This is a genomic window from candidate division WOR-3 bacterium, assembly GCA_016867815.1.
Lineage (GTDB): Bacteria > Hydrothermota > Tepidihabitantia > Tepidihabitantales > Tepidihabitantaceae > UBA2258.
This window is the reverse complement of sequence record VGIR01000008.1, coordinates 1-25,543: the sequence shown is the minus strand read 5'-3', so window position 1 is coordinate 25,543 and position 25,543 is coordinate 1. Positions and strand designations below refer to the sequence as shown.

Sequence of the window (25,543 nt, the reverse complement as noted above, 5' to 3'; positions counted from 1 at the left end):
CATCTAACTTCTGACATCTGACATCGTCCGCTCCTCAGCCCACGGTCCCCCGTCCCATGCGTACCTTGACTCCAGTCGGGGATTGAACGACAATAGCCCATGGCAACACGAGAACGAGAGTTCGTGTATCGCGACGGCAAGCCGGCGGCCGTGATCCTCGACATCGCCGAATACGAAGAGCTGCTGGAGCGAGCCGAGGACCTGGAGGACCTGCGCGCATTGAAGCGCATGCGCGAGCGCCCCCTGAGGTTCCGCAGCCTGGCAGACATTCTGGCCGAGCCCGCGCCCGTCGGATCATCGGACTTCACCGCCCGCGACGCCCGCCCCTCGACCAGTGTACGCCGTCCTTCTCGAAGCCGCCGCTGAACGCAGACTGCGGCCACTCGACCCCTTGATGCCTTGATCCCTCGATCCCTATCCCCTTCGACTTGACCCGCTCGCGCACGCCTGGTGTCCAGGTTTCTGGCCCAACGGAAAACAGGCGGGGGTGGCGAATCGCCACCCCCGCTTGTTCCTATCGAGACCCGTTCTCTAGTCCACTCGCCTAGCGCTGAACCACGAGCTTCCTGGTAGCTGTCAGGTCTGCGCCCGTGATGCGGACGAAGTAGGCGCCGGCGCTCCACGACCGGGTGTCGAGCAGGATGACGTGGTCGCCAACCTCCGCCGGGAGACCCCGGGTCACCACGGTTCGGCCGGTGACGTCCAGTACCGTCAGTTGAGCCGGGGCTGCCTGCGGCAGGCCGTAAGCGATGTGCGCGACGCCGCTCTTGACCAGGCTGGGTGCAACCGACAGGTACAGCTTCGCCGCAAGCGCGGCGACCTCCACGCCCTGCACGCCGCTGCCGGCCGGGAACGGAGCGTCCCAGAGGCAGCGGTTTCCCGTGTCGGTGTACTCGTTGATGTTGCAGAGCACGGTCTTCATCTCATCCAGTGTATCTTTGTCCGTGGTTGACCTGTAGCCGTCCGCAACCTGGAAGATCGCCGAGACCTGCTGGCTATCGAACGGATAGTCGCCGCCCGGGTAGTTGTACCAGGCATCCAGAAGACTGGGGTCGGTCTGCCAGCCGGCGTTGAGCTTGGCCGCCAGAAACTGGATAAGGAACATCTTCCACGCGGTCATAGGCTTGGGCGGGTTGAAGATCGCCAGGGCTTCGGGAACAGTACTCACCCTAACGCCCGCTATTGTCACGGGAAGGTACTTCTCGATGTAGGGGTCATCCGGGTGTTGCGGGTCGTAGTAGGGGTGGGTCTTCCAGTATCCCTGGGTCAACGTCGAGCCGCTCCACGGGTCCGGGTCTGACGACGCGACCACGAACTGGCTCCGCGCCGTGTCGTTCGTCGCGTCGATGTCGCCTTCAAGCTCGGTCCATGACTTGGCGTAGTACGCGCCTTCCTGGTCGTTGGGCACGTCCCAGGTCGGGAACGTCGCGGTCTGGTCTTCGTCGCCGAGTCCGTACACCGTGACCGACTGCAGGTACTGCACCGGGCCGTCCGCAGCTCCGTAGCGTATCTCGAACCAGGTAGTCAAGTCGCGGTCCAAGGTGCCGAAGTTGTGGACCGTAGCCTGCGGTACCTTCGAGGTAGTATCGATTAGCCCGCTCGGCTCGATGATCTCAGTCATGCCTGCGTCCAGAGTACCGGTCGTGAAGCTCCAGACCTCGGATCCGGTCTCGCCCCCGGCGTTCTTCGCCACGACCTTCCAGTAGTAGACCGTGCCGCATGAAAGCCCGGAGTAATCCCAGGAGAGGCCGGTCTGGTTCTCACTGACCCTGGGCAGGTTCTTTGGGTCAGTGCCGAGGTAGACGTCGTAGTGCTCAGCACGGTTGGAAGCGTTCCACTCGAGTACGCCGGCCAATTCCTGGTCGACGGCCTCGTTAGCCGGGGCGATGAGGTCAAACCGGGCAGGCTTCTCGATGATCGTGGTGAAAGTGAACGGCCCGTTCGACGAAGGGGTGCTGCCGCCATCATTCAAGGCGACTACGTTCCATTCGTACTTGGCCAGGTAGTCGAGTCCGCTATAGTGGTACGAGTTCTCGGTCACGGTGTACGTGTTGCCGCCCAGGGTCACTTCATAGCTGGTCGCACGTTCCGAGCCCTGCCAGGTCAGATCGCCCTGAATCGACACGCCGGTCGCATGATCGGGCGGCGTGGAAAGGTCGAACGGACCGGGCTTCTCGATGATCGTGGTGAAAGTGAACGGCCCGTTCGCCGAAACCCTTTCCCCTCCGGCGTTCTTGGCCGTCACGTTCCAGGTGTACTCCGTCAGGTAGCTGAGTCCGCTGTAGCGGTATGAGTTGTCGGTCACGGTGTAGGTGTTGCCGTTCAGGGTGACCTCATAGCTGGTCGCGCGCTCCGATGCCTCCCAGGTCAAATCGCCCTCAACCGGCACGCCGGTCGCACCATCCGCCGGGCTGATGAGGTCAAACGGGCCGGGCTTCTCGATGATCGTGGTGAAGCTGTACGGCCCGGTCCCCGAAGAGGTGCTGCCGCCGTCGTTCACGGCGACTACGTTCCATTTGTACTTGGTCAGGTAGTCGAGTCCGCTATAGTGGTACGAGTTCTCGGTCACGGTGTACGTGTTGCCGCCCAGGGTCACTTCATAGCTGGTCGCACGTTCCGATGCCTCCCAGGTCAGATTGCCCTCAATCGGCACGCCGGTTGCATCATCCGCCGGGCTGATGAGGTCAAACGGGCCGGGCTTCTCGATGATCGTGGCAAAGGTGAACGGCCCGTTCGACGAAGGCGTGCTGCCGGCGTCGTTAACGGCGACTACGTCCCATTCGTATTCGGTCAGGTAGCTGAGTCCGCTATAGTGGTACGAGTTGCCGGTTACGGTGTACGTGTTGCCGTCCAAGGTGACCTCGTAGCTGGTCGCACGTTCCGATGCCTCCCAGGTCAAATCGCCCTCAATCGGCACGCCGGTCGCACCGTTCTTCGGCGACACCAGCACCGGCGCTTCCGGCGGCTGCAGGCTCTGATACTTGATGGTAACCATGTCCGTGGCGAGCGCTGGATCACGAAGGGCATAGCCCGTGATGCAGACTGTGCCGGCGGGCCCGGTGGCAACCGAGAGCGAGCGGTCCGACTTGTGTGGCAGGCCCGTGTAGTCGGCAAAGGCGAGCTGGACTCCGGTCGCAGCGTCGTACATGAGCGTCGCATAGTCCTCACCAGAATACGCGCGCGTGCAGTACCCGGTCACATACACGTTGCCTGCGCCGTCCAGGGCGATGTCCTGAGCGGCATCGGCCCTGTCCTCCGCACTGGTATACCATCTGTCCCAGAGTCTGGTGCCCGCCAAGTCGTACTTCACAGTGTAGAAGTCCAGGCCGGATTCCGGGCGACTACTCTGCCCGGTGACATAGACTCCAGTGCCATCGAGCTCGAGCGCCCAGCCCGCATCCACGGTGTACGCCAAACCATCGTGGCGCTGGAACCACTCGCGCGTGCCGGCGGAGTTGTACTTCGCAGTTACGTAGTCCTTGTTGCCCGTTCCGGTGATGTACGCATTCCCCGAGGCGTCCACGGCAACGTCCTTCGCTTGATCGTCGCCGCCGTAGTCGGCCCTCCTGCTCCACTGCTCGACACCCGTGCTGCTGTACTTGATCAGCAGATAGTCGAGCCTCGAGTGGCCTGCCACGTAGACATTGCCGGACGCGTCAGCGGTCACAGCCCAGCCAACGTCATGTCCGCCCGACGGGTTGTTGTAGACCGCAACCCACTCGCGGCTGCCCGAAGGCGCGTACTTGATGGTGAGGACGTCTGCCCAGGCGCCTGTATACCCGGTGACATAGACGAAGCCTGACCCGTCCACCGCGAGGGCGTATCCGCAGTCGTTCCTGCCGTCGGTCCTTTCATAGCGGTCTACCCAGAGCATAGTCCCGTCAGAGGCGTACTTGATCGTCGCGCAGTCGTACCAGCCGGCAAGGCCTATGCTGTATCCGGTCACATAGACGTTGCCGTCGCCGTCAACGGCGATGGCGGTCGGGCAGTCCTCGTGGTCCAGCGGACCGTTGTAGCGTCGAGTCCAGAGCGTCTCGCCGTCAGGGTCGTACTTGATTGTCACATAGTCGTTTTTCTGGGACGTGCCGACGCTGTATCCCGTCACGTAGACGTTGCCGAGAGCATCCATGGCAACCCTCTGCCCGGCGTCCGCGCTGTAGCCCCGGCCGTACCGGCTTACCCATTGCTGTGCCCCGTCCGAGCTGTACTTGACGGTCAGGAAGTCATGGCTGGAGCCATCCCCGACGCTGTTTCCCGTAACGTAGACGTTCCCCTGCGGATCGACACCAATCGCGCGCGCTTCATCGTTGCCGCTGACCGGACCGTCGTACCGGCTGACCCAGAGTTCGGTTCCGTCCGGGCTGTACTTCACCGTTGCGTAGTCCATGCCGCTGACGGCTCTGGCACTGTAGCCGGTCACGACAATACTGCCCGAGGCGTCCAGCGCGAGCCCCGTTGCCCGGTCCTCCAGGTTGCCGGAATACACGTCGTAACGCCGTACCCAGAGCTCCTCGCCGAGCGGGCTGTACTTGATGGTCGCGTAGTCGTAGCCTGTGGTGGAGTTCTTGCTGTGACCGGTGACGTATATACTACCCGAAGCGTCGGTAACGACCGCGCAGGCCGCGTCGTCGTTGCCGGTGAGGTCGTCGTAGGTCTTCCACCACTGCTCTGCGCCGCTGCTGTTGTACTTGACCGTCAGATAGAGCGTTGACGGCCCGACATAGGTGCTCTTACCGGTCACGATGACGTTGCCGTCGACATCGAGTGCGATCTTGTGGCCGGCCTCATGCAGACCGGGACCGTCGTGGCGGCTCACCCACAGCAGATTCCCGCTCGCGCCGTACTTCAGTGCCGCCAGCCCGCCATTGCTGCCGTCGGAATCCAGTACTCCGGCCACGTAGACGTACCCAGCGGCGTCCACTACTACGTCCCGACCCTCGCACCAGCGGTCTCCTGAGTCGGTGTATCTGCGTACCCATACCTCATTGCCGTTTGGGTCGTACTTGATGGTCGTGATGTCCTTGCCCATGCGGTTGAGACCAGGGCGCATGCTGCTGCCTGTCACGTACACGTTGCCTGCGACGTCAACCGCGATTGCCGAGGGCGTGTCCCAGCCTCCCGCAGGGCCATCATATCGACAAATCCACTGCTGTGTGCCATTGGCTCCATACTTCACGGTGACGTAGTCACCAGCTCTCCCAGGTGGACAGCTGTACCCGGTCACGTAGACATTCCCAGAGGCGTCCGTCGCAATGGCAGTTGGGACGTCCTCCAGGTGGTAGTCATAGACAGCCGCCCACTGCAAGGCGCCGCTCGAGTTGACTTTGACCGTCACATAGTCTTTGCCGGTTGGCGAGAGCGTCGTGTTTCCGGTGCCGGTCACATATGTGTTGCCGGCAGCGTCAACCGACATCGCTACCGGGAATTCCGCCCAACCGGTTCCGTAGGGGCCATTGTAGGCCGCCACCCACTGCTCAGTGAGCTGGGCCATCAGGATTGCCGGAATCATGGCTCCGGTGATGAGTATTCCGAGCTTCTTCACGGTCTACCTCCTACTGTTTCTTCCGCCGCCGCGGGCGGGCCGGTCGTATCCGACCCGCCCTTGAGCGGCTGTTGCTTCCTACCGAATGACCAGCTTGCGAGTCTGGCTTGTCGTGCCGGACTTAAGCTTCACAACGTACACGCCGGGGGCGAGTCGGTTCACGTCATTCGCGCCCGGCCTCAGGTTCATCACCCGCCGCCCCGCCGCGTCCAGCAGCGAGCTTGAGGCTTGTGGCTGGAAGCCTGTGGCTTCCGGCAGGGACAGCACGCCCCGGATGATGGTCGCCACCTTCGTCGCTCGGCGTTCGGCGCTTGGCGTTCCCTCTTCCACTCCTGCCGTGCTGTCGATCCAAGCCATTGCGGCCTCGACGACCGCGTCTCTTCCTTCCGCCACGGCATCGCGCGTGTGCCAGACCTGAACGTCGACCGGAAACTCGCGATGCGTGAGGAAATAGGTGGTATCGGAGGCCAGACAGGATTCCCACGGCGAGTAGCTCGCATACCAGCCGTCATGAACACTCAGACTTCTCGGGCAGCTGAATGCGGTGTTGGTGGACAGACCGAACGTCCTGACCCTGGGATGAAACGTCATGCGGAGCGCCACCTGGTCTCCGGCGCTGACCGCGCCCGGCCCCACCAGCACCGCAATCGGCTTGTCGTAGCCGATTCCATTGCCGGGAATGATGTACCAGAGAGCCGCGTTTGTTACTCTCATCGAGAAGTGGTTGGCAGGATCGCTCCGCTGCGTGAAGCATATTGTCGCCGTAGAGTCGCGGTACAGAAGTTCCAGTCCCGAGTTGCTCGGCCCTATGCTACCGCCCTCGTTGTACCGGAAATCGATCACAATACCCTTCAGCGTAGTGTCACTGACCAAGGTGTTGACCGCATCGTAGAACTCGGTTGCCACAGTCCCCGTCCACCAGCGCCAGCAGTAGATGTAGCCGATGCGAGTGCCGCTGACCACGCCGTGAGTGACTGAGGGTGTGGAGTCGGTGGCGGGCATCGGCACGCCGGGGATGTCCATCTGGTCTGTGGCGAACAAGTGCATAGTCCTGCGGGCGAGTGGCACAGTGAGAAGATGCACAGTGTCTCCGCTGGAGTACTTCAAGATGTCGATGGTATCGAACAGGTGCCAGTTCTCACCCGCGGCACTCAGCAACGAATAGGTCATCGCGCTGCTGCAACTTCCGAGACAATAGCGCCGCCGAATAGGCAGTTGCGCTTCCTGCAGTTCATGCAGGATGTCAACCCATCGTCGGCGGTCATAGCCAAGAACCACATCTCCGCGCTCCAGCCCTAGCGGATGGGCGTCAACAACCCGATACACGAGGAGCGAGCTGTCGGGCAGCGGTGTTAGTCCGGCGCCGAAGTGACCGACTTCCTGCCAAGATCCCACTACCCACAGCGGCACGCCCGGTGTCATCTGGCTGTATTTCACGGCTATGTCACCGATGTCCGTGTGCCCTTCCTGGAGAGCCATCGCCAGGTGGTCCATGATCGCGGCGAATCTCCCGCGACTCATCGTTTCTGCTTCGACCTCCGTCCGATAGACGGCCCGGAGCGAATCCCAGTTGACCGTGAGATTATTGAAACATCCAAAGGAGGAGTCAATCGTCTCCCAGAACGCGTCGAAGATCCCCAGTCTCTCGTCGACCGGTAGCCCGGGACCCCAAGTCTCATCAATCACCCGGCGCCAATCTGTCGAGTCATAGTGCCCGGGTCGCTTCGGTATCGAGTGTGGCGGCGGGCTTTCGCCGGCGCGTGGCTTCAGCCAGTTCGGCGGCGCACCCGGGAGGCTGCCAACCTGCGTGGCCAAGGCGACCGCCACGAGGCCGATGAACATCACCAATGCTCTCATCCCCTGCTCCTACCGAGTCACCACGACCTTTGTGACGGCTTGGGCTTGAGCTTGCGCTTGGGCTTCTCTCACGAAGTAGACGCCGGGCGAGAGCCGCGACACGTCATTCGCGCCGGGCTGTAGGTCCAGCACCTTGCGGCCGCTGATGTCGAGGAGAATGCTTGACGCTCCACGCTCGACGCCTGACGCTGGAGGAAGGAACAACAGACCGCGCACAATGGTCGGTTCATTCGGCGTTCGCACTTTGGCGTTCGGCGCTTCGGCGATTCCCGCACCGAGGAACTCGACTATCTGCAGCCCAGCATTCTGGTCCGCGACGAAAACCGTGTTGCCCGCAACAGCCATACGAGCGGCGTTGCCAGGCGTGTGATAGTAGCCTACTTCCTGCGGGTGTTGTGGGTCTGAAACGTCGACCACATGCAGACCGTCGCCACTTATCGCATCCGTTACGTAGACGAAGTTCCCGGCTACCGCCACTCCCCAAGAGTAGCCAGGTGTGTCGTAACTGCCGACTTCTTGAGGGTTCTGCGGGCTCGAAATGTCAATCACGCGCAGCCCGGCAGTGTAGTTCGCCACATAGGCGTAGTTCCCGGCAACCGCTACGTCGGTGGCATTGCTGGGAGTGGAGCAGTATCCGACCTCATTCGGGCTCAACGGGTTGGAGATGTCGACCACGCGCAGCCCGGCCGACGCGTCCGCCACATAGGCATAGTTCCCGGCAACGGCGAGACTGTAGGCATAGCCCGGCGTGTCGTAGTACCCGACCTCAACCGGATGTGCCGGGTCTGAGACACGAATCACTCGGAGCCCCGCACCCATGTCGGCAACGAAGGCAAGCGTGTCCAAAATGGCAACGGCACGAGGTGGAGCGGGTGTTTGGTAGCGCCCTGCTTCCCGGGGACTCCTTGGGTCTGAAATGTCGACAACACGCAGTCCAGAGTCATAGTCCGCCACAAAGGCGTAGTCGCCAGCGACTGCCAGAGCGTACGTCCGACCCGGCGGGCTGTAGAATCCGACTTCAGTCGGGTCCGCAAGGTTGGAGACATCAAGCACACGCAGTCCCGCCGTGTAGGCCGACACATAGGCATAGTTGCCAGCAACCGCCGCGCAGAGGACGGCCGGTGGGTGGTCGCAGCATCCGACTTGCCGCGGATTCCCCGGGTCTGAAACGTCGATTACCCGCATTGCGTCGTAGTCTGCCAAGTAGGCGTGGTTCACCGCAACGGCCACACCAAAGGAACTGCCGGGCGTGTCGTAGTATCCGACTTCCAGCGGGCTTTGGGGAGTCGACACGTCGATCACTCTCAGCCCGGCTGAGGAGTCCGCAACGAAGGCATAGCCCCCGGCGACGGCGACGCTCAAGGCTGCGCCCGAAGTGTTAAAGAACCCGACTTCCTGGGGACTGGCCGGGTTTGAGATATCGATGACCCGCAGTCCCGAACTCTGAGATGCCAGGTACGCATGACTCCCCACAACCACAACGTCCATAGCTTGACCCGGAGCGCCACAGCTACCTGCCAGTTGAGGATTCTGCGGGTCCGAGACGTCAACTATGTAGAGCCCCAGGTACCCGTCCGCAAGGTAGGCGTAGTTCCCGACGACCGATACACCCATGACCCAGTCCGGTGCAATGTAGTGGCCGACTTCCCGCGGGCTCTGCGGATTCGAGACATCGATGATACGTAGTCCTGAGTCACGGTCCGCCACATATGCGAAGTTGCCCGCGACCGCTACGTCGAGGGCCCAGCCTGGTGTGTCGAACCGGCCGAGGAACCCGGGACTTGCCGGAACCGAGACGTCCCAGATCTCCAAGCCCTGCAACTTGCCTGCGGTATATAGCCGGTTGGTTTGATAACAGAGCCCCCTGACCAGACCGCGAGTGTGAATTGCCTCCGACAGCTTGACGGGATTGGTCGAATCGCTGACATCAAACACGTATACGCCACCACCGGAGCCACAGAACGCCAGGTCGCGTGCCGAGTCCAGTGCCACTGCGAACGATACGCCGAATGGCCAGTTGCCGACGAACCGGCAGTTGAGCGAATCGGCGGCTGCGGCGGATCCAGCCAGCAAGCACACGGCCACGAACAGAATCGACTTCTTCACGTTTCCCTCCTACCTTGTTAGAGCAATCTTGCAGACTTCGGTCCTCGGTCCTCTGATGAAGTAGACTCCGGGGCTCAATCGCGACACATCATTCGCGCCCGGTTCTAGAACCATAACCTTCCGCCCGCTGATATCCAGCAGGCAGCTTGTGCTTGAGCTTGAGCTTGCGCTCTTCGGCAGGAACAGCACCCCGCGCACAATGGTCGGTTCCAGCGCGTAGCTTGCGGCTTGCGGCTTGGGGCTCTCTGCCACTCCTGCCACGCTGTCGATCCAGGCCATTGCCACCGTCACCACGGTGTCTTCACCTCGAGCCACGGCGCTGCGTGTGTGCCAGACCGGAACGTCCACCGGGAACTCCCTGCGTGTCAGGAAGTACGTCGGGTCGGAGACCGGACTTGCCTCGCCCACTGCGTAGCTCGCTCCCCAACCACTGTCAATATCAAGTCCGGTCGGGGAATTGAACGTGGTGCTGATGGACCTGCCGAAAGTCCTGACCCGGGGGTGAAACGTCATCCGGTACGCCACATGGTCACCGGAGCTGACCGCAGCCGGTCCGACCAGCACGGCAATCGGCTTGTCGAAGCCTATCCCGTTGCCGGGAATGACGTTCGCGTCACCTGGGTCGTAGATCGCCATTGAGAAGTGGTTGCCGGGGCTGTTCCGCGCCGAGAAGCAGATGGTCGGCGTTGAGTCCTTGAACAACAACGCCAGCCCACGGTTGCTCTTGAAGAATCCGCCGCCTTCGTTGTATCGGAAGTCAATAACGATGCCCTTGAGCCCCGAAATCCTGAGCAGCGCGTTTATCGCATTGTAGAACTCGGTCGATACGGTGGCCGTCCACCACCGCCAGCCGTAGATGTAGCCGATTAGCCTCCCGCTGACAACGCCGAAGGTGACCGATGGATTGGAGTCGGAACTGGGCATGGTCACGCCGGGGATATCCAGTTGCTCGGTGGCAAAGAGGTGCATGGTGTCATCGGCCAGCAGGGAAGTCGGCAGGTGCACTGTGTCGCCGGAGGTGTACTTCACGATGTCGATGGTGTCGAACAGGTGCCAGTTCTCGCCGGCAGCATTGAGCAGCGCATGCGTCACTGCGGTGCTGCAACTGCCATAGATGTAGTTCACGTGCATCGGCAGTTCGGCTTCCTTGAGCTCCCGGAGGACTTCGGTCCACCTTCGACCGTCGTAGCCGAGAACCACGTCGCTACGCTCAAGCCCGAGCGGATGGTCCGGCACCACACGATAGACCAGCAAGGAGCTATCGGGCAGGGGCGTCAACCCGGCACCGAAGTGGCTGACATCGCCCCAGCCGCCGATGACCCACAGCGGCACGCCGGGCAGCAACTGAGCATAGTAGTTCACGTCCCAGTCACGGACATACGTGTGCGCATCCCTGAGAGCCCACCCGAGGTGGTTCATGATTGCGGCGAACCTACCGCGGCTGACCGTGTCCTCGATCTCCGACCTGTAGACCGTCCGCAGCGAGTCCCAATTGACGTCGAGGTTGTGGAAGCAGGCGTACTTGGCGTCCACCGTGTCCCAAAACATGTCGAAGATGGCCAGCTTCTCATCGACCGGTAGTCCCGATCCCCAGGTGGAGTCTATCACCCGTCGCCAGTCGGTCGAGTCGTAGTGCCCGGTTTGCTTAGGAATCCAGTGGGGTGGCGGGGAACTACCCAACGTCGGCGCGTCCAGCCAGTCCGGTATGGCGGCCGGTAGTGGCTCGGACAGGCGGTCTATCGGTTCGGCCCAAAGAGCGGCGGACACGAGCGCGGCCGTTGCGGCCGCAAGTACGAACGTACGCCTCAACTTGCCTCCTTCTGGAGGCTCAGCACAATCGGACCCATCTGGCGCCGACTGCACTGGCCCCAGCCTGTCATGGTCCGCGTGCCCACTGCGCGGACCCCCTTTCGAACGCGGTATTCTACATATTGCCCACTATGCGTGTCAAGCACAACACCTAACCCTATACCCGACATAGGAACTCACCACCAAGACACAAAGGCACAAAGGCGGTGCGGAGGTGAGATACTCCCATTCGCTTGACCTTGGTGTCCTCGTGGTTCAGTCTCGGGTCTGGGGTCTGAAGATGGCACGAGGTCGTCGACACACGCCCGAGCGGACGGGGCCGGAAGGGCCCCGTCCGCAATCCTCAGAATGAGCTCTAGTACTACTCAACAACGACCTTCCGGGTCACGCTGCCGACGCCGGTGTCGAGTTTGAGGACGTACGCGCCCCGCGCGAGGCCCTGCCTCGAAACTGAGACGGTGTGGTTGCCTGACGACTGCTGCCCGCAATCCACCGTCTTCACCAAGACGCCGCTCACATCGTAGAGCCGCAGCGAAACGTTGCCCGCTGCCGGCAAGCCGTAGCTAACCAGCATTCCGCGGGTAACCGGATTGGGCGAGACGTCAAGCGCTACCCCATTGGCCATCGCGCTCGGGCCGGCTTGGCCGCCGCTCGAGCTCCCCGTATTGCTGCCCCAGATCTGGTAGGCGTACTTGGCACTGGCATCGTATCTTGTCCAGACCCCGTACAAAACGCCTCCGGGGCCAACCGTCAGACTGGGGCTGTAGAATGAGAGATCGTCGCTGCTGGTGACCGAAGTCGGTACTACCCAAACGCCGGTAGTCGGGTCACGGAAGCTGTATTCCACGGCGCGGTCTGGAACCGCCTGTTTCCAGATGGCGTGGGCTGTTCCGTCTGCGCCAAAGTCCATGCTCGGGGAGGCATCGGCGATGGCCTCGCCGTCCGATATCATCTCGGGAATCGACCATGTGCCGCCGCTCCGGAAGGCATGGTAGATGTGGTAGTATCTGGTCGTGTCGCTTCCTGACACACTTATCGAGTAACTGTGGCATACAACGTGAGGATTACCGGTCGCTGGGTCGACCTCAATGTGCGGAGTTATGAAGGAGTCCGGATAGCCTACCGAACTCGTCACGTTCTGCCATCCCTGCCATGTGGTCCCCAAACGTTCGTTCACGTAGACGTGAAATTCATCCCTGGGTTCCAGCGAAGTGCTGCCGTAGTAGGCCACAAACACGCTTCCGCTGCCGAATGTGGCGATGGACGGGTTCCACCGATAACTTGGTATCGGCTCCTCGATCTGCTGCTGAGGCTGCCACGCTCCATTCATGAACTCCCGGAAGCAGTATGTCCGCATCAGTTCCGCTCCGGTTCCCCAGGATTCCATCCAGGTTACCACAACCTGGCCGTTTGGTCCGCAGGCCGCAGCCGGATACGCGTGGGAATGACCAGTGATGTTGTCACAGAGGTCAGTCGGATTGCCGACCCAGCCACCGGTGCTTGACTTTCCGGGTACACACTTCTGGTAGAGAATGTGGAAGTTCGTGCTTCCGACCTTCTTGTAGCCCGACCAGACAACGTGGATGTCTCTGCCGTTGGCGTCGAGCGCAATCGCGGGATAAGCGCCGTTGTTGTTCAGCTTCAGCTCGCTTGTCCAGCCCGTCTTGGGATAGTAGCGCTTGTAGTAGACCGCGCTCGCCCCCACTCCGCCGCCGTTGTCAAACCACACCAAGTGTCCTACGCCGTCCTGACCGTAGACGACCTTGTGGGCGTTGCTGCTGTACGTGACGTTTTCGAGCCTGTTGTTGGTGATCCCCGCAGCGGGACCCCAGGTCACCGACAGGGCCGTCGTGAGCAGCCCTGCGAGCGCAAGGAGCATTGTCAGCTTCCTTCGCATCCTTTCCTCCTTCTTCCTTCTGCCGCCTCCGGCGTGCCGATCAAGAGGACCTTTGAGCTCGAGCGGTCTCGACTCCATCCTCCCGACCGCTTCCCTGTCGCCTTCTCGGCGCCCCGCGCCGGATTGCGGCTTGTCTCTGCTCTACACGGACAAGGTCATTCGCAGTGCCCGGACTCGACGAACGATAGCACCCCAGTCCTCTCCTCAAGCGCAGCTGAGTCGCGGAGACATCTGCGTCCCGCGCCTGGCTGCGACCGGCCCGGCCGGCAGCCCAGGCGTAGGTGCCGGCCGGGCCTTCTACTAGGAGGCATGGTGTCAGTCGCCGTCACGGGCACGATTCTACGTCCAGGTCTCTCGCACCGCCTGGGCCAGGGCGAAGAGCTCATAGCCGTCGCCCCGGTATTCAAAGCACGCATAGCTGCCGTCCGGCCGTTCGACCACGGCATCGAGCCTGATCTCCCGGGAACCCTCGCAGTCGGGGCGCAGCGTAAGGACGGAAACAATCATGCCGAAAGCTAGTGTGATCAGCCGGGCCGGGCTGGTGCGCAGACCGGAGCCGAAGAAGACTACGAGCGAAGCCTTCGGGTCCAAGGCACCGCCCGCTCCGGCCGCATGCTCGCGCGGTCCACGATAGGGACCGCCGTCAATGAGCCCGATGCTCCGCCAGGCCGACCGCAGGTGCGGCGCCGCTTCATGGTAGCGGAGTTCGGCCGCGCTCGCCGCTGTCATGAAGTTCCCGGGCAGGAGCGCTATCCCGACCGGAGCCCGGATTCCGAGCTCCGCGGCCCGGGCGACCACGTCGACATACTCCGTGGTCCGCAGCGGCATGAGGTACTTCATCTCTTCCCCTCGCCCCAAACTGGATGCATAGTCATTGAGAGCTAAGCTGGTCACAGTCTCCTCATTTCCAGGGTGCGGCGATGCCGCCGCACCCTTTTGTTCTTTTCGTCTGCAGGATGCCCGTGCAGGGCTGGCATCCTACCCACCAAAATCGCGCCAACATGCCGGTGACGCGCAGGCAGTCGAAGTCATTGTAGACATCGGCCAGAACCACCGATACTAGTCTCTTCATTCCAGTTCTCACGAGTGCATGATCCGTGCCGCATCTCGCTGTAGCGCTAACTACGCTTATCTCAATATCATAGCCGCAATGAGCAAGAGACCGCCTAATCATCTGTCTCGTGAATGAGACAGTCACTTCGAAGTTGCCCACGTTATAAGGCTATGTTCTGCCTGACTTAGGTTGACTTGGTGATAGTGTCTCGCTGATGAGACACTGTCTCACTAGTGAGACAGGAAGACGGGCCATATCGGCGCAGCGTGTGGGCTGATCTGACGATCAGCGGCGCGCTGCCACCGGTCGCGTGCTATTCTCCGAGGTGGTGCTTGCGGAGCAGACGATAGAACTGAGCCCGGCTGTACCCGCTGAGCCTGGCGGCTTCGGTCATGTTGTCGGGGGATCTCTCGATCGCCTTGAGCAGCCAGGTCCGCTCTGCTTCGTCGGCGACCTTGCGCTGGTCGTCGCGCGTGGCCGGGGCCGGTGGCGCCGCTGTCACCAACTGAGCCTGTCTCAATTCGGGCGGAAGGTCGGCAATCTCGAGCCTGTGGCCGGAGGCGAGGATGACGGCCCGTTCGATGACGTGCTGAAGCTGACGGATGTTCCCGGGCCAGGAAAACGTGGCGAACAGGGCCAGGACCGCTTCGCTTGCCCGGAGCACGGGCCGGCAGTATTCCTGGGCGGTACGGGCGATGAAGTAGCCGGTGAGCGCCGGCAGGTCTTCGCGGCGCCGGCGCAGCGGCGGCAGCAGGAACTGGACCGTGTTGAGACGGTAGAGCAGGTCGCGCCGGAACAAACCCTGGCGCTCGCGCAGGTCCAGGTCCGCATGGGTGGCCGCGATGACCCGGACGTCAACCTGCTTCTCCCCGGAGCCGCCGACCCGCGTAATCGTCTTGTCTTCGATGGCACGCAGCAGCCTTGCCTGCAGCGCCGGGCTCATGTCCGCGATCTCATCGAGGAAGATCGTCCCGGTATCGGCCAGTTCGAACTTGCCCGGCCGCGCGGCAACGCCGGTGGCCGCGCCCTCCTCGACCCCGAAGAATTCCGCCTCGAGCAGGTTCTCGGGCACGGCCGCGCAGTTGACGGTGACAAACGGCCGTTCGGCGCGAGGGCCGGAATCGTGCAGGGCCCGGGCAATGAGTTCCTTGCCCGAGCCGCTCTCGCCCCGTATCAGCACCGGCACGGGGGTTGCGGCCACGCGCGGGACGAGATTGAGCAGGTCGAGGACTTCGGGGTTGCTGCCAACCACGCCGCGAAAGCGCAGGCCGGGAACCTCCGGCGCGCCGCCGGCTTCGACCTTCTTCAGTTCCAGAAGTTTCTGGAACTCCGGCGCGAGAGCGCGGGAGACCAGTTCCAGCAGACCCCGGTCGACGCGTTCCGAAAGCGGCTGGCCACGACCCAGCCAGAGGGAACCGAGAAGACGACGGTCCTTCTTCACCGGCAGGAACAGGGCAAGGTCGGACTGGGTGAGGGGCGTCCGAGGGTCGGGGATTTGTGTCTGGTCCGGCCTGCCCCTGAGTGCGACCGGCCGGCCATCCAGAAGGACAGCGCCGTGCTCGAACCGGAGGTTGTCGCAGAGCAGGAAGAGTGCGCGTTCCATGAAGAGCTCCGGGACAAGCCCCAGAGCGGCAATACCGAACAGCCCCTGAAGCAGGGCGGCGTCGCGGTCGGAGCGTACCTCAATCCGGTACAAGAGCCGGCCCGCCTCTTCGGCTTCGGCGACGACGGCGAGGCGGCGGAACGTCCGGGCCGCGTTTTGCAGCAGGGGCAGGGCCTCTGCCGTTCGCTCGAGCTCAAAGAGCAGGCGCCCGTGCTGCAGCCGGGCCTGGGCGAGTTCGTACGTGTCCCCGAGCGGTTCTTGCGCGGCCTCGGCGCGCGCGAAAAGATCGAGGGCCGGGCCTGCATCGGAACGGGCCGCGGAGAGGAGCGCCTCGACGCGCAGCACCTCGCCTTGCTCCTTGCGCAGCTTCAGGGCCGATGCCTGACGCGCGGCCTCGACCAGCAGGTCGCGGGCCGAATCGAGTCTTCCCTGGGCGAGTGCCAGTTCGGCGCGGCGGCATCCGAAGGTCGCAATCTGGTAGCGGTCTTCAGAAGCATGGCTCAGCCGCGCGGCCTCGGCCAGCGTCTCCTCAGCCCGGGCCAGGTCTCCATTCCGGAAGTACGTCCAGCCCAGGTTCGAGAGCGCCTCGCGGTAGACCCCTCCCGAGTGGTTCATCTCGCGCGCCGCATCGATGACATGGCGGAACACCAGGGCGGCGTTGTCGTAGTCCGAACGCTTCAGAGCCAGCTCGCCCAGCGCCATCCGACAGGCCAGCAGCAGGTCGCGGTTGTCGTGCTCCTCGCAGAGCGCGACGGCGCGGTGGAAGTGCTCGGTGGCCTCGGCCCAACGGCCCATCGCCTCCAGAGTCCAGCCGACGTTGTGGAACTGGAGCGCCCGGGCATAGAAGTCGCTCGATTCCTCAGTCAGTCTCAGGGCCTGCTGATAGTATCCGAGCGCCTTGTCCAACTCGCCCTGCAGCGCATGGACGCCGGCGAGCTGGTTCAGGGCCGGCTGCTCTCCCCTCTTGAAACCGATCTCCCGACTGAGCCGCAGGAACTCCTCGAAGCAGGCGAGGGCCTGGTCCAGCTCCCCGCGTTCCTGGTGAATCAGACCGACCAGGTTGAGCGCACAGGCACGGTCATCTCGTTTGCCCGAACGGTCCGCATCTCTGAGCAGGAGTTCCGCGTATCGAGCGCTGCCTTCCAGGTCACCGGCATGCCGCAGCATTTCGCAGAGGATGGAGGCGGCGCGGCCAGCTCTGGGCGCAAGTCCCGCCGCTTCAGCTTCGGCAACCACCTCTTCGAACAGCGGTCGCGCGGCCACCGGGTCTCGGTGCCAGAGTTCCTCCGCCAGCTCCAGCTTGGAATTGACGCGCTCAGCCGGGGTAGTAGCCGCCGTTACCCGCGCGCGCAGGGCCTGTAGCTTGTCTCGTACTCCGTTTGCGCCACTCATGCCGTACCTGCGGTCAGCATAGTGTTCACCTTGGCCAAGTCAAGCTCGTTCGCGGCCATCAGAGTCCACACAGGAGTCCACCACCAAGACACAAAGACACAAAGAAGATCCGGAGGGTGACTCTGACTGGAAGCAACCAGCGAAGAACCCTAGGACTAGGTGTCGAGGAGCGCTGCACGGTCCACGGTGTGCCAAGGGGCTGGCGCGGATTTGGTTGACACAGAAATGGTGTGCAATAACCTGTGGGCGTTCTTTTCGCAGGCAGGACCGCGCCACCGCTTGAGTGGTGACGTGGCCCGTTCGGGTAAACAGGACCGAATGGAAGAACCGGTGGCCCGGCCGAACCGCGCCGGCAGCCGGCAAGACAAAGACAGAAGGCGAAAGGAAACTGACGATGGCTAGACTGAAGTGCCCGGTTTGCACGCATGAGAACACGTGGGCTCACTACGTCCACGAGCCCTGCCCGGGCTCGCCGACGGGAAAGAACGAGTGGGAAGCAGAGGCTATCGGCGCGACGCCGGATGGGAAACCCCTCCCCGCCCCCTGCCCGCTGCCCGGTGACGGCACTCTGACCCAGGCCTCGAAAGTCATGTGCCGCGACTGCAACCACGAATGGTAGCCCGGGACTCCTGAACCGGGACGTCGGCTGTTGCTGCGAGGGCTGCCCGGGGCAGCCCTCGCCTTTCAGCGATAGCTGCGGGGCCGCGCAGCCGGTCCTGCCGCATGGTCGGGATGTCGCCGGCCGCCGCCCGGTAGCCGGCCGTGGACTGCCCATTCTCCCCGTGAGCCCGCCCCACCTTCCTTGATTCACCCTGAGCGGCCGATATAATCCGCCCAATGGAAAAGAAGCGGATTCTGACGGGCGACCGCCCGACCGGCCCCCTGCATCTGGGCCATTACGTCGGCTCGGTTGCGAACCGGGTGAAGCTGCAGGACGAGTACGAGTCGTTCATCATCCTCGCCGACGTCCAGATGCTGACGACCCATTTCGACCACCCGGAACGACTGCACCAGGACGTGCTGAACGTGGCGATGGACAACCTCGCCTGCGGGTTGGACCCGGCCAGAGCCACGCTGTTCATCCAATCCCTGGTTCCGCAGATTGCCGAGCTGACTGTCATCTACTCGAACCTGGTCACGGTGCAGCAGCTCTCCCACAATCCCACCATCAAGACCGAGGCCGCCCAGTACAATTTCGGCGAGTCGATGCCGCTCGGGTTCCTGAGCTACCCCGTAAGCCAGGCCGCAGATATCACGTTCTGCCGCGCCCATCTCGTCCCGGTCGGCGAGGACCAGCTTCCCCACATCGAGCAGACCCGGAAGATAGTCCGGAAGTTCAATGCCACCTACGCCCCGGTGCTGGTCGAGCCGGATGCCCGGGTCAGCGAGGTGTCGCGGCTGGTCGGGCTGGACGGCAATACCAAGATGTCCAAGAGCCTGGGCAACGCCATATTCCTTTCCGACCCACCGGAGGAGGTGAAGCGGAAGGTCTCTACCGCGCTCACTGACAAGGCCCGGATTCACCCCACCGACAAGGGCCATCCTGACGTTTGCGTCGTCTATGCCTACCACAGAGTATTCAACCCCGAGGGCAGTTCAGAGATAGAAGAGCGCTGCAAGGCCGGCACTATCGGCTGCGTGGCCTGCAAGAAACTGCTGATCGACGTCCTCAATCGCTTTCTCGCCCCGATCCGTGAGCGCCGGGCCGTCTATGAGAAGTCGCCGGACACGGTCTGGGACATCCTGAACAAGGGCACCGCCCGCGCCTGCGAGGAGGGAGCGGCGACTATGTCGCTCGTGCGGGAAGCGATGAAGATAGACTACTTTAAGTAGAAAGGACAAAGTGGAAATCCACAAGTCCGGCCTTGTCATTTCCACTTTCCGCCTCTAGTCTTTGACTTCACCACTGGGGCACGGTTCCAGATTCGGCCTGATTGTCGCGGCCGGGAGAGGACGCCGCTTCGGCGGCATGAAGCAGTTCTCCCGGATCAAAGGCAAGCCGGCCCTGCTCCACAGCATCCTCGTTTTCGAGAACTGCCGGGCCGTCTCCGGTTTCGTGGTCGTGACCACGGCCGAGCGGGTCGGATATGTGCGGACCCTGTTGCGCCAGCAGGGCGTGCGCAAATTGCTGGACGTCGTAGCCGGGGGCAGGGAACGGACCGACTCGGTTGCGGCCGGGCTGGCCGCGCTGCCGGAAGATGGGTGGGTCGCCATTCACGACGCCGCGCGCCCGGTCATCTCTACCCGAATGCTGGAGCAGGGCTTCCGCGCCTGCCGCAAGTACGACGCTGCCACCTTTGGTTACGCGGTCACCGATACGCTGAAGCGCGTGCAAGATCGGGCCATCACCGAGACGGTGGATCGGGATGCGTTGATTGCCGTCCAGACGCCACAGTTCTTCCACCTGGCCCTGCTCCGCCGCGCCTATGCCAAGGCCCGCAACGCCGGCATCATCGCGAGCGACGACTGCGCGCTGATCGAGATGCTCGACCTCCGGCCCCACTGGCTGCCGGGCCCGCGCACGAACCTGAAGATCACCACGCCTGAGGACCTGCTGCTGTGCGAGGCCCTGCTGTGAGAAAGCAGCGCATCGCCTTGTTCGGGTCAACCGGGTCTATCGGCCGCTCCACCCTCGATGTGGTACGGCACCTGCCGGACCGGTTCGAAATCGTGGCGCTGGCCGCCAACCGCTCGGTCCGGAGCATCCTCAGGCAGGCGCGGGAGTTCAGGCCGGAGCAGGTGATCCTGAGCGACTACGGCGCCTGCGAAGCTGCGCGACCGGCGCTGGAACCAGGGACGAGTGTCGCCTGGGGCCCGGCGGCGTTGATTGACGCAGCCGCCGCCCGCTCGAACGACGTCGTTGTCATGGCCATGTCAGGCACCGCCGGCCTGCTGGCCGTCGTGGCCGCGCTCGAAAACGGAAAGAAGGTCGCGCTGGCCACCAAGGAGATACTGGTTGGCTACGGCGAGCCGGTAATGAGGCTCGCACGCCGGTGCGGTGGCGCGGTTCTGCCGATCGACTCTGAGCTATCCGCCGTGCACCAGTGTCTTGCCGGCCGACCGACTACCGACATCCGCCGGGTAATCCTGACCGCTTCCGGAGGTCCGTTCTGGAAGAAAGGGCTGCCGCCGCAGGCCGGTCTGGCCGAGGTGCTCCGGCACCCGACCTGGTCCATGGGACGCAAGATCACCATCGATTCCGCAACGCTGATGAACAAGGGCCTCGAGGTCATAGAGACCTGCCGGCTGTTCGGTCTCAGTCCCGACCAGGTCGAACCGGTCATCCACCCGCAGTCCATAGTCCACTCGCTGGTCGAGTTCAACGATGGTTCGGTACTTGCCCAGCTCTCCCTGCCCGACATGCGCCTGCCGCTCCAATACTGCCTGACGTGGCCGGACCGCGTACCTTCGCTCACCCGGACTCTGGACCTGGCAGGCATCGGCCGTCTCGATTTCCACGCGGTGGACCGCAACCGGTTCCCCTGTCTGGAACTGGCATACCGGGCTTTGAGAGCCGGCCCGGCCGCCACCTGCGCTCTGAATGCGGCGAACCAGGTCGCGGTCGACGCGTTCATTGCGGGCCGGATTCTGTTCGGAGACATCCCTGGAGTCATTTCTCGGGCGCTGGCGGCCGTCTCCCATCCCTCCTCTCCCCTGCCTCGTCCCTCTGTCCGAGGGCTTCTGCGCATGGAGTCTCTCGCGTCCCTACAGGCCGGCAAAACGGTAGCCGCGCTCGCCGACCGCTTGGCGCGTCGAAAGGAATAGCATGTTCTCGTCAATTGTCCTGGTCGTCCTGTTCATCGGCATACTGATAATCTTCCACGAGTTCGGCCACCTGATCGCCGCCAAACTCTCGCGTATCCCGGTCGAGGTCTTCTCGGTCGGGTTCGGCCCGGTCATCCTCAAGAAGAAGTTCGGCGAAACCGAGTACCGGCTTTCAGCCATTCCACTGGGCGGGTTCATCAAGATGGTCGGCGAAGAAGAGAAGGCCGGCCCGGCGCCTGCGCAGCCGGTACCTGCCCCGTCCGGCGGGTACATGGACAAACCGCTCGGCGTCAAAGTCGCCGTCATCGCGGCCGGCCCGCTGTCGAACCTCCTGCTCGGCTTCCTCATCCTGCTCGTGCTCTATGCCGCTTTCGGCCTGCCCTATACCGCGCCGGTCATATCCCCGGATGCGCGATCGGCCGCCTTTGCCGTGGGCTTGCGGCCGGGCGATATGGTGGTCGCGGTAGACGGGAGAGTCGTTCCATCCTTCGACGATTTCGACGCCAGGATGCAGGAAAACGCCGGCAGGCAGGTCAGCGTATCGGTGCTCCGCGACGGCCAGCGGCTCGACGTGCCGATAACCGTACCGCTCGCGTACGTCGACACGCTCGTCCCACCGGTAGTCGGCAATCTGCTGGCGGGCGGTCCGGCCTCGGCCACCGATCTCCAGCCCGGAGACACCATCATCGCCGTCGCCGGGACGCCGGTGACAACCTGGACCGGATTCACCGAAATTGTGCGCAGGCAGACCGGGGGCAGCTACGAGCTGTCGTGGCGACACGCCGGTGCGGTCCACGTCGACACACTAAGGGACTCCCTGACCACGGACGCCGAAACGGGGGCCAGGATCAACCTCGCCGGAGTCCAGGTCAGCACCGACTGGTACATCGCCCCGCGAGTCGCGGCAGTCGTCGGCAACGTGCGCAAGGGCGGGCCGGCCGGCAAGGCAGGGATGCGGCCGGGTGACTCGATCATCGAGTTCGCCGGCCTGCCGGTGCGGGAATGGACTGACTTCACCGAGGCGGTCTACGCCCGGGGCGGCGAGACCGTACCCATCACCTGGCAGCGCGGCGCCGAGACGATGCGGGCCAAGGTCGCAGTCACCAAGGAAGGCGACCAGCTCATGGGCCAGCAGGCGGGCGCCATCGGCATTTCCGCACGCGTGCCCCACCGCAAGCTGAGTTTCCCGATGGCAGTCGGCGAGGCAGCGAGCAAGGTCGGCACGGTTACCGTGCAGACATACGTCGTGCTCTACAAGGCGGTAACGATCAAGAACTTCGCCAAGAAAGCGCTCGGCGGACCGATCATGGTCGCCAGGATCGCGTATGAAGGCGCCAACTGGGGATGGGACTACTTCCTGCTGCTCTTCGCGATACTGTCGATCAACCTGTTCGTGGTCAACCTGCTGCCCGTGCCGGTACTTGACGGCGGCCGCATCGTCCTCGACTGCATCGCGGGCATCCGCCGCCGCAATCTTAACGAAAAGGAACTCAGCTGGGCCGCAGGCATCGGCTGGGTGATGATCGGGGCCCTCGCTGTCTTCACCATCTTCAACGACATTCTCAGACTGATCCGCAAGTGAACGTCCTGGCCGTCGCGCTGGCCGACGATACCCAGCGCTTCATCAAAGGCTACGCGCCCAAAGGGGCGCGGCTGTTCCTGCGGCCGAACCTCGAGGTCATGCGCATCGCCGCGCTGCTGCGCCCCGGCGACCGGCTGCGCTACCTGGACGAACGGGTGGAATCCGCCGAGCAACCCGACCACGACCTCTGCCTGGTGCACATCGGACTGGGCCAGAGAGACCGGGGCAGGGAACTGCTGCACAACTGGACGACCGGAGCAGGCACCCCGGTTTTCTTCGGTCCGCAGGTCACGTCCTGGCGGGAAGCCGCGCCAGCCTGGGCCAGACCCCGCGTGGTCGGCGATATCACCAACATCTGGCCCCAGCTGAGAGCCGACGCCGAGTCCGGGCGGTTGCGGCCGGTCTATGTTGCGACCGAGATCCCGGGCTACACCTCCCCTCGCCAGGTCGGAGTCAACTTCGAGATGGACTCCGCCGGACAGACCATCCAGTTCGCGCGCGGGTGCTTCTGCCCGGAGCCGGTCAGAAGGCTCTGCACCGAACACCTGTACTACGGAAGGAACAGAATGATGCGCAGCCCCGAAGAGATCGTCGGCGAGGTCATCACGCTGCCGGGCAAGCGCATCCAACTGCTGGACGACGACGTCGCCGCCGCGCCGGACTACTACCAGGAGCTCTTCACTCGACTTCGCGACCACCGGCGACAGTGGATCGTAAATGCGTCTGAGCGGCTGTTCGAGCAGCCCCGGCTGATTCGCCTCCTGTCCAAGGCCGGCACCAAGATCGTCTACTTGGACGAGTCGTTCCTGCTGGGAAAGCTGCGCCGCGCCGCGGACAGCCATCGACTAACGCACCAGTTGTACCGGCGAGTCAAGTCACTGCAGGCGAACAAGATGCTCGTGGGTGCGCGCCTGGTCATGCCGCTGGAACCGAGTACGCCGCCCGACTACGACCGGATCGCCACGCTGCTCCGGCAAATCGACCTGGATTTCATAGAGCCGCGTTTCCTGCGTCCTGACGGCAGCCTAGCGCAAGTTGTCTATCGACCCACGATCACGTCAGCCGAACCTGCCTGGTTGAAGTACCGTTTTTACTCGATGGGGACGATAGCCGACCGGATGCTGCGCAGACCGCGCCGGGTCGGGTTCTTCACCACGGCCGTCTATCTGCTGCCCTACAGCGCCGCCTACAGGCAGAACCTGCTCGAGGAACTGCCCTGACCGCGGCCGGAGAGGCCGCTAAAGCTCGGATTGTCGATCGGGAACCGGGGCGCAGCGCCGGTCCGCAGACCCCGGGTTTGCTGCCCTCAGGGCACCGGCTGTACTCTGACGACCTCGGGCACGGCAGCCTTGAGCCTCTGCTCAACGCCCACAGCCAGTGTCATTGCCGAGAACGGGCAGCCGGCGCAGGCCCCGGTCAGCCTGAGCTGAACCACGCCGTCATCACCGACACCAACCAGCTCTAGATCACCGCCGTCAGCCTGCAGGTTCGGCCTTATCTCTTTATCAAGTGTCTCGCGTATCTTCGCTCTCGTCTCTTCCGTCATGCTGACCTCTCTCTTGTCAACAGGAACTGGGACATCTGCCCGTTGGGCAGCGGCTCGGGCACCTACCTCTTGCCACGCCGCTTCTTGGTCTTGTCGGCCTCCGGCTTCGGTGCGGGAGCCGGCTCGATGGACTTCGTTTCCTGCGGTTGCACGCGCCAGGCAGCAAAATCCTCGTCCTTGTAGGGCTTGACCGACAGGGTCTTCCCCGCGCACTCGAGCTTCACCGACTTGCCGGCCGGGGCATCCGAGTACCGGGCGGTTATCCGCGCCGCGATCTCCGTATCCTTCTTTGTCTTCTTCTGAGAACGCAGGACTGTGGTCGGCCCCATGATTTCGACTGGTCTACAGAGAGTGTCGTCTTCGCGCGCCAGAGCTTCCAGCCGTCTGTTCTCGGCCTCGTTCCTGCCCACCACCACCTTCGCCCCACTCTCCAGCCGGAAGTGGCGGCCGTACTTGAGCAGCTCGATCTCGGGAAGCGCCAACTGGTCCTGCTTGACGGCGTCCCGCGCCCGGGCTGCGAAATACTTGTCCAGAAGCATGCATCCGGCTCCCGGGATAGGATAGTCGAAAATGCCGAACTCGTGCGCCAGCCGTATCTGCCGGCGCCGACTGCGTCCCTTGAGGTCCAACAGCCGCTCCCGGCGCACCAACCCGGTCAGTTCCGGGATAGTAGGTTCGAGCAGTTTGGCCGATAGAGGCCGGAGCAGCCTGCCTTCGAGACCCACGGCCTTCTCAATCTGCTTCAGCGACCGCTTGTTCTGGCAGATGGCCCGCTGGCCCACCACCTCGCCGGTGAACACGAAGTCCGCCTTGATCTCCTTGGCCAGCTCCTTGGCCTTTGCCAGCATCAGGGCGACGCAGTCGATGCACGGTGCCAGTTGTTTGACGTGGCCGAATTGCGGGGACCTGACTATCTGCAGGTATGTTTCGTCCGCGTCCAGAGTCATCAGGCTCGCTCCGACGAGGCTGGCCATTCTTGACAGATTCTCCTCGGTCGGTCCTTGGCCGGGCACGCCGAACGGCAGACGGTAGTGGAGCGCCACGACCGTGACGCCCTGCTCGGTGATCAGCTTCGTCGCCAGAATGCTGTCAAGTCCGCCCGAAAACAGGCCGACCGCCTTGGATTTGCGACTCGGGATCATCGCCTGCCGTCGCTTCTCTTCTGCGAACAGGTTTTGGTTCTTTTCACTCTCGAACTCGGTCCAACGATACCCTCACTCACGATTTAACATTGTAGCCCGTACGTGTGCGGTGTCAAGGCGACGCGTTGCCTCACCAGAAATCTACTCGAAGCCACCCCGTTGCCTCACGTAAGAAACCTACTCGAAGCGGAGGCACAATCTGACCATGTTCTATCTGGAAAGGAACCGGTCAGATGGCTTTGACTATG

General features: G+C 63.1%; 16 protein-coding genes. 7 read left to right on the top strand and 9 right to left on the bottom strand.

Annotated elements, in window-relative coordinates; all coding sequences use genetic code 11:
* The first annotated feature begins 99 nt into the window (after positions 1 to 99).
* Entirely contained in the window at positions 100 to 366 is a 267-nt protein-coding gene (locus tag FJY68_02345) for a type II toxin-antitoxin system Phd/YefM family antitoxin (protein ID MBM3330677.1), read from the top strand.
* Positions 367 to 544: 178 nt separating this feature from the next.
* On the opposite strand, the gene FJY68_02340 is transcribed toward FJY68_02345, so the two are convergent.
* From FJY68_02340 to FJY68_02310, 7 genes are all read right to left on the bottom strand, one after another.
* Positions 545 to 5,542 (bottom strand): T9SS type A sorting domain-containing protein, encoded by a 4,998-nt coding sequence (locus tag FJY68_02340; protein ID MBM3330676.1) that lies wholly within the window; start codon positions 5,540 to 5,542, stop codon positions 545 to 547.
* A 78-nt stretch (positions 5,543 to 5,620) separates the two neighbouring features.
* The gene (locus tag FJY68_02335) at positions 5,621 to 7,399 is read right to left on the bottom strand and encodes a T9SS type A sorting domain-containing protein (GenBank protein ID MBM3330675.1); all 1,779 of its coding nucleotides are present in this window, start codon (positions 7,397 to 7,399) and stop codon (positions 5,621 to 5,623) included.
* 9 nt (positions 7,400 to 7,408) lie between these two features.
* Complete coding sequence (locus tag FJY68_02330) at positions 7,409 to 9,505, bottom strand: hypothetical protein (GenBank protein ID MBM3330674.1); 2,097 nt, start codon at positions 9,503 to 9,505, stop codon at positions 7,409 to 7,411.
* Positions 9,506 to 9,514: 9 nt separating this feature from the next.
* The gene (locus FJY68_02325; protein MBM3330673.1) at positions 9,515 to 11,314 is read right to left on the bottom strand and encodes a hypothetical protein; all 1,800 of its coding nucleotides are present in this window, start codon (positions 11,312 to 11,314) and stop codon (positions 9,515 to 9,517) included.
* Positions 11,315 to 11,675: 361 nt separating this feature from the next.
* Entirely contained in the window at positions 11,676 to 13,289 is a 1,614-nt protein-coding gene (locus tag FJY68_02320) for a T9SS type A sorting domain-containing protein (protein MBM3330672.1), read from the bottom strand.
* 261 nt (positions 13,290 to 13,550) lie between these two features.
* Complete coding sequence (locus FJY68_02315; protein MBM3330671.1) at positions 13,551 to 14,051, bottom strand: hypothetical protein; 501 nt, start codon at positions 14,049 to 14,051, stop codon at positions 13,551 to 13,553.
* A gap of 527 nt (positions 14,052 to 14,578) precedes the next feature.
* On the bottom strand, positions 14,579 to 17,260 hold the full coding sequence (locus tag FJY68_02310) for a tetratricopeptide repeat protein (GenBank protein ID MBM3330670.1): 2,682 nt from the start codon (positions 17,258 to 17,260) through the stop codon (positions 14,579 to 14,581).
* 394 nt (positions 17,261 to 17,654) lie between these two features.
* On the opposite strand from FJY68_02310, the gene FJY68_02305 reads away from it, so the two are divergent.
* The 6 genes from FJY68_02305 (at position 17,655) to FJY68_02280 (ending at position 23,827) form a co-directional block, all read left to right on the top strand.
* Entirely contained in the window at positions 17,655 to 17,879 is a 225-nt protein-coding gene (locus FJY68_02305; GenBank protein ID MBM3330669.1) for a hypothetical protein, read from the top strand.
* A 218-nt stretch (positions 17,880 to 18,097) separates the two neighbouring features.
* Positions 18,098 to 19,093 (top strand): tryptophan--tRNA ligase, encoded by a 996-nt coding sequence (gene trpS, locus FJY68_02300; GenBank protein MBM3330668.1) that lies wholly within the window; start codon positions 18,098 to 18,100, stop codon positions 19,091 to 19,093.
* A 61-nt stretch (positions 19,094 to 19,154) separates the two neighbouring features.
* Positions 19,155 to 19,838 carry a 2-C-methyl-D-erythritol 4-phosphate cytidylyltransferase gene (ispD, locus tag FJY68_02295; protein ID MBM3330667.1) on the top strand — a complete coding sequence of 228 codons (684 nt, stop codon included), beginning with the start codon at positions 19,155 to 19,157 and terminating at the stop codon, positions 19,836 to 19,838.
* The gene (locus FJY68_02290; protein ID MBM3330666.1) at positions 19,820 to 21,025 is read left to right on the top strand and encodes a 1-deoxy-D-xylulose-5-phosphate reductoisomerase; all 1,206 of its coding nucleotides are present in this window, start codon (positions 19,820 to 19,822) and stop codon (positions 21,023 to 21,025) included. The genes ispD and FJY68_02290 overlap by 19 nt, the downstream gene beginning before the upstream one ends.
* A 1-nt stretch (position 21,026) precedes the next feature.
* Complete coding sequence (rseP, locus tag FJY68_02285) at positions 21,027 to 22,607, top strand: RIP metalloprotease RseP (GenBank protein MBM3330665.1); 1,581 nt, start codon at positions 21,027 to 21,029, stop codon at positions 22,605 to 22,607.
* Positions 22,604 to 23,827, top strand: coding sequence for a hypothetical protein (locus tag FJY68_02280; protein ID MBM3330664.1), 1,224 nt, complete (start codon positions 22,604 to 22,606; stop codon positions 23,825 to 23,827). The genes rseP and FJY68_02280 overlap by 4 nt, the downstream gene beginning before the upstream one ends.
* An 86-nt stretch (positions 23,828 to 23,913) precedes the next feature.
* Here the strand turns inward: FJY68_02280 and FJY68_02275 are convergent, their stop codons facing one another.
* Both FJY68_02275 and FJY68_02270 read right to left on the bottom strand, forming a co-directional pair.
* Positions 23,914 to 24,153, bottom strand: coding sequence for a NifU family protein (locus FJY68_02275; protein ID MBM3330663.1), 240 nt, complete (start codon positions 24,151 to 24,153; stop codon positions 23,914 to 23,916).
* A 62-nt stretch (positions 24,154 to 24,215) separates the two neighbouring features.
* Positions 24,216 to 25,295, bottom strand: coding sequence for a DUF814 domain-containing protein (locus tag FJY68_02270; GenBank protein MBM3330662.1), 1,080 nt, complete (start codon positions 25,293 to 25,295; stop codon positions 24,216 to 24,218).
* Positions 25,296 to 25,543 lie beyond the last annotated feature (248 nt).

What these genes read in the sequence shown, in the direction of transcription:
- FJY68_02315 (MBM3330671.1), bottom strand. Translation starts at nt 14,051, where the DNA reads ATGAAGTACCTCATGCCGCTGCGGACCACGGAGTATGTCGACGTGGTC.
- FJY68_02275 (MBM3330663.1), bottom strand. Translation starts at nt 24,153, where the DNA reads ATGACGGAAGAGACGAGAGCGAAGATACGCGAGACACTTGATAAAGAG.
- rseP (MBM3330665.1), top strand. Translation starts at nt 21,027, where the DNA reads ATGTTCTCGTCAATTGTCCTGGTCGTCCTGTTCATCGGCATACTGATA.
- FJY68_02270 (MBM3330662.1), bottom strand. Translation starts at nt 25,295, where the DNA reads ATGATCCCGAGTCGCAAATCCAAGGCGGTCGGCCTGTTTTCGGGCGGA.
- FJY68_02335 (MBM3330675.1), bottom strand. Translation starts at nt 7,399, where the DNA reads ATGAGAGCATTGGTGATGTTCATCGGCCTCGTGGCGGTCGCCTTGGCC.
- FJY68_02320 (MBM3330672.1), bottom strand. Translation starts at nt 13,289, where the DNA reads ATGGAGTCGAGACCGCTCGAGCTCAAAGGTCCTCTTGATCGGCACGCC.
- FJY68_02345 (MBM3330677.1), top strand. Translation starts at nt 100, where the DNA reads ATGGCAACACGAGAACGAGAGTTCGTGTATCGCGACGGCAAGCCGGCG.
- FJY68_02305 (MBM3330669.1), top strand. Translation starts at nt 17,655, where the DNA reads ATGGCTAGACTGAAGTGCCCGGTTTGCACGCATGAGAACACGTGGGCT.
- FJY68_02310 (MBM3330670.1), bottom strand. Translation starts at nt 17,260, where the DNA reads ATGAGTGGCGCAAACGGAGTACGAGACAAGCTACAGGCCCTGCGCGCG.
- trpS (MBM3330668.1), top strand. Translation starts at nt 18,098, where the DNA reads ATGGAAAAGAAGCGGATTCTGACGGGCGACCGCCCGACCGGCCCCCTG.